At 43.9% G+C, this 10,364-nt stretch carries 6 protein-coding genes; 2 read left to right on the forward strand and 4 right to left on the reverse strand.

Annotated features, from left to right (window positions below; genetic code table 11):
* Window positions 1–302: 302 nt before the first annotated feature.
* Window positions 303–938 (forward strand): hypothetical protein, encoded by a 636-nt coding sequence (locus G3O08_RS19965; RefSeq protein WP_204336962.1) that lies wholly within the window; start codon window positions 303–305, stop codon window positions 936–938.
* Window positions 939–1,150: 212 nt separating this feature from the next.
* On the opposite strand, the gene acs is transcribed toward G3O08_RS19965, so the two are convergent.
* From acs to G3O08_RS19980, 3 genes are all read right to left on the reverse strand, one after another.
* Complete coding sequence (gene acs, locus G3O08_RS19970) at window positions 1,151–3,049, reverse strand: acetate--CoA ligase (protein ID WP_163287218.1); 1,899 nt, start codon at window positions 3,047–3,049, stop codon at window positions 1,151–1,153.
* A gap of 603 nt (window positions 3,050–3,652) precedes the next feature.
* Complete coding sequence (locus tag G3O08_RS19975; RefSeq protein WP_204336963.1) at window positions 3,653–4,189, reverse strand: hypothetical protein; 537 nt, start codon at window positions 4,187–4,189, stop codon at window positions 3,653–3,655.
* Window positions 4,190–4,355: 166 nt separating this feature from the next.
* The gene (locus tag G3O08_RS19980) at window positions 4,356–5,711 is read right to left on the reverse strand and encodes an FAD-dependent oxidoreductase (RefSeq protein ID WP_163287220.1); all 1,356 of its coding nucleotides are present in this window, start codon (window positions 5,709–5,711) and stop codon (window positions 4,356–4,358) included.
* A gap of 299 nt (window positions 5,712–6,010) precedes the next feature.
* On the opposite strand from G3O08_RS19980, the gene G3O08_RS19985 reads away from it, so the two are divergent.
* A complete protein-coding gene (locus G3O08_RS19985; protein WP_204336964.1) occupies window positions 6,011–9,295 on the forward strand; it encodes a VPS10 domain-containing protein in 3,285 nt (1,094 codons plus the stop codon).
* A 147-nt stretch (window positions 9,296–9,442) separates the two neighbouring features.
* Here G3O08_RS19985 and G3O08_RS19990 read toward each other — a convergent pair whose 3' ends face one another.
* On the reverse strand, window positions 9,443–9,835 hold the full coding sequence (locus tag G3O08_RS19990) for a GxxExxY protein (protein ID WP_163287221.1): 393 nt from the start codon (window positions 9,833–9,835) through the stop codon (window positions 9,443–9,445).
* Between the last annotated feature and the right edge of the window lie 529 nt (window positions 9,836–10,364).

Raw genomic sequence — 10,364 nt, forward strand, 5'->3', positions numbered from 1 at the left:
CAGTGATATGGGTACGAGATAGGGATGTCTTTTTGAGCAGGGTGGGTCTATTTCATTAACGCAGAATATCACTCGGTGAACTGACAGGGTTAACCCCGAGTTAACTTCTCCCTGTCAGTGATATGGGAACGGATATAGAACGAGTCGGAATGTTCTCTTTGATATTCTTGATAAAATTGGGTCGTTATCATTAACGCCGACAGGGCCAATAAAGCTCGGGATTAACCCTGTCGGCTCGCGGAGCTCCTAACCCGGTGAGCTGACAACTAATAAAAAAATTCACTAACTTAACCCTGCCAAACTTGAAAATTATGGTAAATATTGAGAAACTATTGCCAGGGGCTGTTATCCACGTTTTCGGACGTACTAACGGAAGGGATAAGCTATTTTATACAGAAGCGAATTATAAATATTTCCTCGATAAATACAAGTTTCACATTTCGCCAATGGTAGAGACGCTTTGCTACTTTTTGCACATCAATCATTTTCACTTCATAATCCGGGTAAAAGAAAAAACTGAATTGGATTTGGACCACCATTCATTTACTAAAAAGCAGAAGACTCTAATCTCAAATTCCGCCCCCAATGATGAACCTGAATCTATCGCTACTGTGGCAAGTCAGCATTTCTCTAACTTTTTAAATGGCTACGCACAGGCTATCAATAAGCAGGAAGATCGCCACGGAAATTTAATTCAAAGACCCTTCAAAAGGAAATTACTCTCCGACGAAAGATATCTCCGCACTTGCATTATGTACATCCATTCCAACCCTATAAAGTCAAAGCTCGACAGAAATCTTGAATCCAGCCGACATTCTTCTTACCCGGAGCTCATCACCAGCCAGCCCACCTGGCTTGATAGAGATTCTCTATTATTGTACTTTGGTGGAGTTGAGAATATGATTACTGCTCACAAAGAGTACCTTATCACTCGGTGAACTGCACTCGGTGAACTGACGAGGTTAACCCCGAGTTAACTTCTCCCTGTCAGTGATATCGGTGAACTGACAGGGTTAACCCCGAGCCAACTTCTCCCTGTCAGTGATATGGAACGAGATAGGGAGGTTCTTTTGAGCACCGTGGGTCTATTTCATTAACGCCGACAGGGCCAATAGTGCGCGGGGTTAACCCTGTCGGCTCGCCGTGCGATCTATAAAGCCCCAGCCTTAATCTCATCTACTACGTCTGGATCTAGCAGAGTGGAGGTGTCGCCCACTTTGTCGAACTCACCTTCGGCGATTTTGCGGAGGATTCGGCGCATAATCTTGCCACTGCGGGTTTTGGGCAGGCCGGTTACAAACTGGATTTTGTCGGGCTTGGCAATGCGGCCTATTTCGGAAACGACGGCTTCCACGATCTCGGCGCGAAGCTTTTCGGGGTTGTCGGGACTTTGCTTGGTGATGACGTATGCGTAAATGGCCTGACCCTTAATTTCATGCGGGTAGCCAACAACGGCGCTCTCGGCTACGAGATCGTCGAGTGAGTTGATGGCATTTTCAATTTCTGCGGTGCCAAAGCGGTGACCAGATACATTGATTACATCGTCAACACGGCCGCTGATGCGGAACATTCCGTCTTCGTCTTTCTTGGCGCCATCGCCTGTAAAGTAATAGCCTTTGTAATGTGAGAAGTAGGTGTTTTTGCACCGCTCATGATCGCCCCAGGTGGTGCGCAACATTCCCGGCCACGGAAATTTTATGGCCAAATAGCCTTGAACGTGAGGTTCGGTAATTTCTTCGCCCTCTTGTGATAGCAGAACCGGCTGTATTCCCGGATGGGGAAGCCCTGCAAAGGTAGGCTTGAGCGGCATAAAATCGCCCATTGCAGAAATCATGATCCCACCCGTTTCGGTTTGCCACCAGGTATCTATAACCGGACAGCGCCCCTTGCCTACGTGCACCTGATACCACTCCCAGGCTTCGCGGTTGATGGGTTCGCCTACACTACCCAATACTTTAAGTGTGTATAAGCCGTAACTAAGAACGTGATCTTCGCCATGCGCCATAAGTGCACGGATGGCGGTAGGTGCTGTATAAAATTGACTTACAGAATGCTTATCGCAAATTTGCCAAAACCTTCCCGGCCCCGGATAAGTAGGTACACCTTCAAACATCAAGGTAGTGGTGCCATTTAAAAGTGGACCGTAAACGATGTATGAATGACCGGTTACCCAGCCAATATCGGCAGTGCACCAGTAAATATCACTCTCTTCGGGTTGAAAAACATTGGCAAAAGTATAGGCAGTATAAACCATATAGCCACCGCAGGTATGCACTACTCCCTTTGGTTTTCCGGTGCTGCCCGATGTGTAGAGTATAAAAAGCGGATCTTCAGCATCCATAGGCTCTGCGGGGCAAGCGGCTTCAGCTTTTTCTAGCTCATCATCAAGCCAAAAGTCACGGCCTTCCTGCATTTTTACATCCCAGCCGGTGCGCTTGGCTACCAAAGTAGTTTGCACAGAAGGACATTCTTTTAGTGCTTCATTTACGACTGCCTTCACGGGTATTTCTTTGGTGCCACGAAAGAGCCCATCTGCGGTCAGCACCATTTTACATTGCGAATCATTAATCCTATCGGCAAGGGCGCTGGCAGAGAAACCTGCAAAAACTACATTGTGAATGGCGCCAATTCGCGCGCAGGCGAGCAATGAAAACATGAGTTCGGGAATCATAGGCATGTAAATCGCCACCCGGTCCCCTTTCTTAACTCCTTTTGACTTTAGCACATTTGCCAAACGGCAAACGCGCTCGTGAATATCTTTAAATGTAAATCGCTTGTAGCGCTCTTTGGGATCATTTGGCTCCCAAATCAGCGCAAGTTTATTGCCGCGCTTTGCTAAATGCCTGTCCAGACAGTTTTCGGTAATATTGAGTTTGGCACCTTTAAACCACTCTATTTTAGGCTCGTCGAAATTCCATTCTAAGGTTTTATCCCATTTCTTTTGCCAGGTAAAATGCTCTGCAATTTCAGCCCAAAACTTTTCAGGATCGTCAACGCTGCGTTTGTAGGTGTCTTTGTATTCGTCGAAACTCTTTATGCGGTAGTCCATCGTTTTTTGATTTGAGAAATTGCAAGGTATCAATTAATTTGAAATTTGGAGATACGCCGTTTGTCTCGAGTCGCTAGTCTCGGGTCGCGAGCCATAGTTATCTATTGAAAATGTGAGTTTCTTTGCCAATTAAGTGTTTTGAGAAAAAGGGTAATTATCTATTGGTCATTACCCTTAACTCATATAATTGCTAAAAGGTAAAAAACTGAAAAAACGATGGCTGCGAGACTATGAGCCTATTGGTGAAGCCGGATATCACTGCTTTTGGATAGTAATCTCATGAAAAACTGCATAGTATCCATTGCCATTTTTCGCTTAGCGTATACATATACAAGCTCCTGCAAATCTGAATTGAATTGATAGTAAATCGTATCAATCACATGAACCTTATTGAACTTGCTAAAGTCAACCTCTTTACCTGTCGTCTTTTCCAGGTCGTGTAGAAAATCCTGATCACTGGCTGTAATATATTCAGAGGTTACGGTATAATCTACAAGATCAGATGTCAGATGGTTTATTCGAATTTCTGCCTCATTTGTTCCTTCTAGATGGTTTAAATTAGCGCTTATTCTCTGCCTTAAAAGGGTATCTGAAAAATCGGCATCAATACTGTAAATTATGGAAAACGCCTAAACCTTTAAACAAGCTATTCATCATATTTTCTTTTGATTGATAGCTATTTAGAAATGGTTTTATGTGATCGATTTCATCCGGTGAAAACCCATTCATTTCCATATAAATCGTAGTCACAGAATCTATGTGAGATTTCACTTCAGGCCAATTAATCAAAGAATCTATGTCACCACTTGAATCCACACGAAAACGTGCAATTAAGCCATCTGTAAATTCTTTATTATTCAACATATTATCGAGTTCTGAATGGGTTGAATCAATTGCTGTGGTTGGGATTCTGTCCGTCCAGATGGCGACGAAAGAATTTGATTCTTCTACAATATACAGACGGTAATTACGCGAGTTGGTTTTCAATATTGAAATTGAATCATTCTTTTTAGAGTACTTTATGTCTTCTAAAGTATAATTGATGGTGCTTTCGCGAAAAATCGGGCGATTAACCTCAGAACTGCAGCCAATCAGAGTAGTACACAAGACACCAAAAACTAAGAGTTTCATCTTTTTCATTCAAAACTTCCAAATATAACAAAGTTGAATAACAGATATTTTTTGATTGATAAGAATATGAAGTTTAATAACGCTATTGTGGTTAATGATTAGCTGGGACTTTTCATTAACGCCGACAGGGCCAATAAGAGCTCGGGGTTAACCCTGTCGGCTCGCCGTGCTCTAACTATCCTATTACCGCTGCTGCGGCATCTTCGCCGGTGTTGATGGCTCCTTCCATAAATCCTTGCCAATCTGCAAGATGCTCGCCAGCGAAATGGGTATGTAAAAAAGGCTCCTGCAAAATAGGTCGAATCCGAAACCATTGACCTTTCCCATAAATGGCATAGGCTCCTTTCGAAATATCATCATTGCCCCAATAGTAGTTGGCTTGTTTGGTGAGTAAATTCTGCACTTTGCCAAAATGGGGTTCTAAAGTCTGAATCGCCATTTGTGCATTGCGCTCATTGTTTTGATTGGCAATTACTGCGGCTTTATCGCCAATGCTGTACGACATGAGCACTCCTGCCGGTGACTTCTGATTTTTTGTGGCATGATAGAAATAATGCGGCAATTCATCGGTAACCATGTCAAAGCTTTCGTCGCCCCAAAAGCGCTTATCAAAAACCATAGCGTGCTTGTTGATGCGGGCATATTGCAATTCGTTAAGCGCTTGCATTTTTTCAAGGGGCAAAGCAGGCTGCCAGTCTATTTTGTTGATGGCAAATGTGGGGATGGTGCAAATGATATTATCAGATTCAAGCACCTGACCGTTAGCACAGAGCACTTTTACTTTATCACCTTGTTCAATTCGGGTAACAGAATGCTGAAGCAATATTTTATCCTTACTTATTTTGTCAGCCAGCTTTTCGGCAAGCATTCCATTGCCGCCTTTTATCTTCAAATCCATTTCGTTCTTTTCGCTACTCTCGGCGTATTCAGACAAGGCCGAAAAAGCTGAAACGTGTCGTATACTTTCACCAAAATCGGTGCTATCCATTAATTCTCTGATATCCAGATCCCTTCCATTGCAGCCATTTTGCACCAAGTAGCGCCACCAGTCAGTTTTGTCTAATTGAATTTTGTCAGCATCGGTAAGGGAAGGATAATTTTTGATAATTTCCTGAAATTTAGCATTCCATTTTTCGGAATAATCCCATTTCCCGGAAGGGGAATATTCGCCTTTATAAATCAGATGGGTATCAAACTGATTGTTTTGTAATTCCAGCTCAAATTCCCTGCACAATTCCTGAATTCTAAAATGCGAATTACCAACCCATTCCCCTCCAAATTCAATAACCAGATCATTGGTTATCTTATTCGAAAACACACGTCCGCCTATTCTGTTTCGACTTTCCAGAATAATGAAATCCACATTTTCCAGATGCAGCCGGTATGCAGCTGCCAATCCGGCAAAACCGGCGCCAATGATAATGACTTTTGTTTTTGAATTGGGTAGCAGATTTCCAAGTGCGGGCAGCCCTATTGCTAAACCGGCCGTAGCGATGGCGGTTTGTTTCAGGAAAGTTCTTCTTGTACTCATAATCTTGAAGTTTGGAGGTTAGCTTTTTTCAAAATACCAGTCGCGCTGGTTGATATTTCTGATTTTTCGAACTTCTTGCAAGGGTTGTACGAGATCAAAATTCATGTGAATTTATTAAAAGATTTGGAATATGACCTATTGTATTTCATTTTGGACCTCACCCCGACCTTCTCACCTAATCTCTATACACATTTCGACACGCTTAATGCATCGCATCAGCACATCCTGTCATCTTAAAGATCGTGTACAAGACACTTGGAAGGATATCACCAATCAATATTTTTATTAGTTTCACCCCTATGAAATCAACCATCCCTTCCATTCTCGCCTTAATTGTCTGCACAGTATTCATCGGTTTTAGTTCATTTGCCCAACAAAGCACAGATAGCCTGTGGAAAGACGATAACTTCTCGGGACTCAAAATGCGTAGCATCGGCCCGGCATTTATGTCGGGTAGAATTGCCGATATAGCCATTCATCCTAATGATGAAAATACGTGGTATGTGGCCGTAGGCTCTGGCGGCGTTTGGAAAACCACTAACGCCGGCACGACTTGGAAACCAGTGTTTGACGATCAAAAATCTTATTCTACGGGTTGTATCACTATAGATTCTTCCAACCCCAGCCGCATATGGCTCGGCACGGGCGAGAATGTAGGTGGGCGCCATGTGGGATATGGCGACGGCATTTATTTGAGCAACGACGGCGCAGAATCGTGGAATAACATGGGCCTTAAAAATACTGAGCATATTTCAAAAATAATCGTCCATCCTACCAATCCTGAAATTGTATGGGTGGCAGCGCAAGGGCCACTTTGGAGCAAAGGCGGCGAGCGTGGCGTTTATAAAACCACCAATGGAGGCGAAAACTGGATCCGAACCCTTGGCGATACCGAATGGACGGGTGCAACAGATTTGCTAATTGACCCTCGTAATCCAGACCGCCTGTACGCAGCCACCTGGCAGCGCCACCGAACTATTGCTGCCTACATGGGTGGCGGCCCTGAAACGGCCATTTACAGAAGTGAAGACGGCGGAAATACCTGGACAAAACTGGAATCGGGCTTGCCCAAATCGAATATGGGGAAGATTGGTCTGGCCATTTCGCCACAGCAGCCCGATGTGGTTTACGCGGCTATTGAGCTGGATAATCGCGAAGGGGGCATCTATAAATCTACCGATCGCGGTGCAAACTGGTCAAAGCAATCTGATGTTGTTTCCGGTGCCACAGGACCCCATTACTATCAGGAATTGTATGCCAGTCCGCACCAGTTTGACCGCATTTACCTGATGGATGTGCGCACCCAAATATCTGAAGATGGCGGCAAGACCTTTCGCCAAATGAAAGAAGAATTCAAGCATTCTGATAATCACGCCATGGCCTTTAGCAAGAGCGATGATGAGTTTCTGCTATTGGGAACCGATGGTGGGCTCTACGTATCGCATGACATGGCAGAGAACTGGCGAATGATTAATAACATGCCCATTACCCAATTTTATAAGTTGGCTGTAGATGATGCTATGCCGTTTTACAATGTATATGGCGGCACGCAGGACAATAGCACAGAAGGGGGACCTTCGAGAACGGATAATGTGCAGGGAATTCAAAACAGCGATTGGAAGGTGGTATTATTTGCAGACGGGCACCAACCTGCTACCGAGCCCGGCAACCCCGATATTATGTATGCCCAATGGCAAGAAGGAAATCTGGCAAGAATAGACATGAAAACGGGCGAAGTCATTAAAATACAACCTATGGCCGCGCCCGGTGAGCCGCATGAACGCTACAATTGGGATGCCCCGATTTTTATAAGCCCGCACTCCCCTACCCGCCTGTACCACGGGTCGTACCGGCTGTGGAAATCTGAAGACCGCGGCGATAGCTGGACTACTATATCGCCAGACCTTACGCGAAATCAAAACCGGATAGAGCTGCCCATAATGGGCAAGAAACAGAGTATAGACAATGCCTGGGATTTATATGCCATGAGCACCTATAACACCATTACAAGCATTGCCGAAAGTGGGCTTAAAGAAGGACTCATTTATATTGGTACAGATGATGGCCTAATACAAATAACTGAAAATGGCGGCGACACCTGGCGAAAAATAGAAGTGGGTAGCCTCCCCGGCGTGCCTGCTACGGCTTATGTAAACAATATTGTCGCCGATTTGCATGATGAAAACACGGCCTACATTGCGCTTGACAATCACAAAAGCGGCGATTACAAACCTTATTTGCTTAAAACTTCTGATAGAGGTAAAACCTGGCAAAGCATTGTGGGCAACCTGCCCGCCCGCCACCTGGTTTGGCGATTGGTTCAAGATCACATCAATCCGCAATTGCTTTTTATAGGTACTGAGTATGGCATTTTCTTTAGCCACAATGGCGGGGGCGAATGGACTAAAATTAAAGGTGGAATGCCCACTATTGCTGTGCGCGACTTAACCATACAGCGGCGCGAAGACGATTTGGTAGCGGCAACCTTTGGCCGCAGCTTTTACATTTTTGATAACATCAGTGTTTTTAGAAATCTGAGCGATACTGATCTCAAAAAAGAAGGCAGCCTCTATCCTACCCGCGATTCGTGGTGGTTTATTCCGCGGTCGCATCTAAGTTTTAACGAAAAGAAGGGAAATCAGGGAAACAGCCATTACGTGGCCGATAACCCGGCTCATGGCGCCCTTTTTACGTACCACTTGCACGAAGGCTATCAGTCTAAAAAGGAAGAGCGTACTGAGCGTGAAAAGGAATTGGCTAAAGCCAAAAAAGACATCCCATTTGCCGGATGGGACAGCTTGCAAGATGAGCAGCTAGAGGAGCATACCAATATTTGGCTGCTGGTAAAAAACAGTGACAACGCGCTGGTAAAAAGAGTAAAAGGCAATAGAGAGAAAGGCTTTCACCGTGTGGCGTGGGATATGCGCTACCCCAGTACAGAGTTGGTATCGCTTGACTCTGCCAGATGGAATGCAACTGGAGATGAGAGTGATTCGGAGGGAATTCTTGCTCCACCGGGTCAATATACAGTAACACTGGCAAAAGAAAAAAACGGCATCGTTACGGCTCTTTCCGCTCCCGATACTTTCATGCTTAAACCACTTTATCAGGGAAGTCTGGAGAACCCGCTGGCAGATAAGCGAGAAGAATTTTTAGATAGCTACAGCAGCATAGTTAAAAGCTATCAGGCATTAACCTATAAGGCCGGACAACTTGATAAGGTTTCGCTTGCTCTAAAGAGAGCCTATTCGCTTACGCCAAATGCTTCCGCAAATCTGCTTACCGAAATAGACAGCTTACGCAAAAATGTGAACCTGCTTACCGAAAATTTGGATGGCAACCGTGCACGAAATAAGATAGGCGAAAAGAGTCCGGCCACTCTGGGCGACCGCGTAAGTGACATCAACATCTCCATTGGCAGAAGCACCTACGGCCCAACTCCGCGCGCTATGAAAAACATGGAAGTTGTGGAAAGTGACCTTGAAAAGTACAGCAAAACGGTTCTCGAATTAGATGATACGGCAAAATCCCTTGCCAGAGAAATTGACAAACAAGGTGGGCCTTTTATTCAGGGGGTTGATTAGGGACAGGATGTGCCGGTGGTGGGTGGAAAAATGGATAAACAGGATTTATAAGATTTGTAAGATGGGCAGGATGTTGGGTGGAAAAATGGATAAACAGGATTTTTAAGATTTATAAAATGGACAGGATGTTGGGTGGATAAAAGGTTCTTATGATTTATTCTTTAGTTTCTTGTTGAATACCCTATTGTAGTCCAAGCGTTCACCACCAAAATTTATTAGCAGACCGTCGGCGATGTTGTATGCTTCGCAATAATTAATGGCTTGTGCTTTATGCACCCCTTCCAGCTTTTCGATAGCCTTGAGCTCTAGCATGACCTTTTCTTCTACAAAAAAGTCAACTCTTCGTGTACCTATGCTATGACCTTTATATTCAAGACCCATTTCCATCTCTCTCACGAATGAAATACCTTGCAAAGCAAACTCAATGGCTAAAGCTCTTTGATAAACTACCTCCTGGTATCCATTGCCTAAATGGTTATGCACTTCCATGGCGCATCCTATTATCTTGTGGGTTAGTCTATTAATCTCATCATCATTCATACCAAATAATATTTTAATAATTTAATTAAGCCATCTTTAAATTCATCTTGACTATCCCGCCATCTTATACATCCTGTTTAAGACAATGTACGCTTTGGGGCTTCTTTTTCAACTATTATTTTGTGCGTCAGCCAATAATTCTCATGATGCTTCATATCAGATAATATTTGTAATAACCCACCCATAATTCATCTTGACTATCCCGCCATCTTATACATCCTGTTTAAGACAATGTACGCTTTGAGCTTCTTTTTCAACTTTTATTTTGTGCATCAGCCAATAATTCTCATGATGCTTCATATCAGATAATATTTGTAATAACCCACCCATAATTCATCTTGACTATCCCGCCATCTTATACATCCTGTTTAAGACAATGTACGCTTTGAGCTTCTTTTTCAACTTTTATTTTGTGCATCAGCCAATAATTCTCATGATGCTTCATATCAGATAATATTTGTAATAACCCACCCATAATTCATCTTGACTATCCCGCCATCTTATACATCCTGTTTAAGACAATGTACGC

It is taken from the genome of Cryomorpha ignava (assembly GCF_010686655.1).
Classification (GTDB): Bacteria; Bacteroidota; Bacteroidia; order Flavobacteriales_D; family Cryomorphaceae; genus Cryomorpha; species Cryomorpha ignava.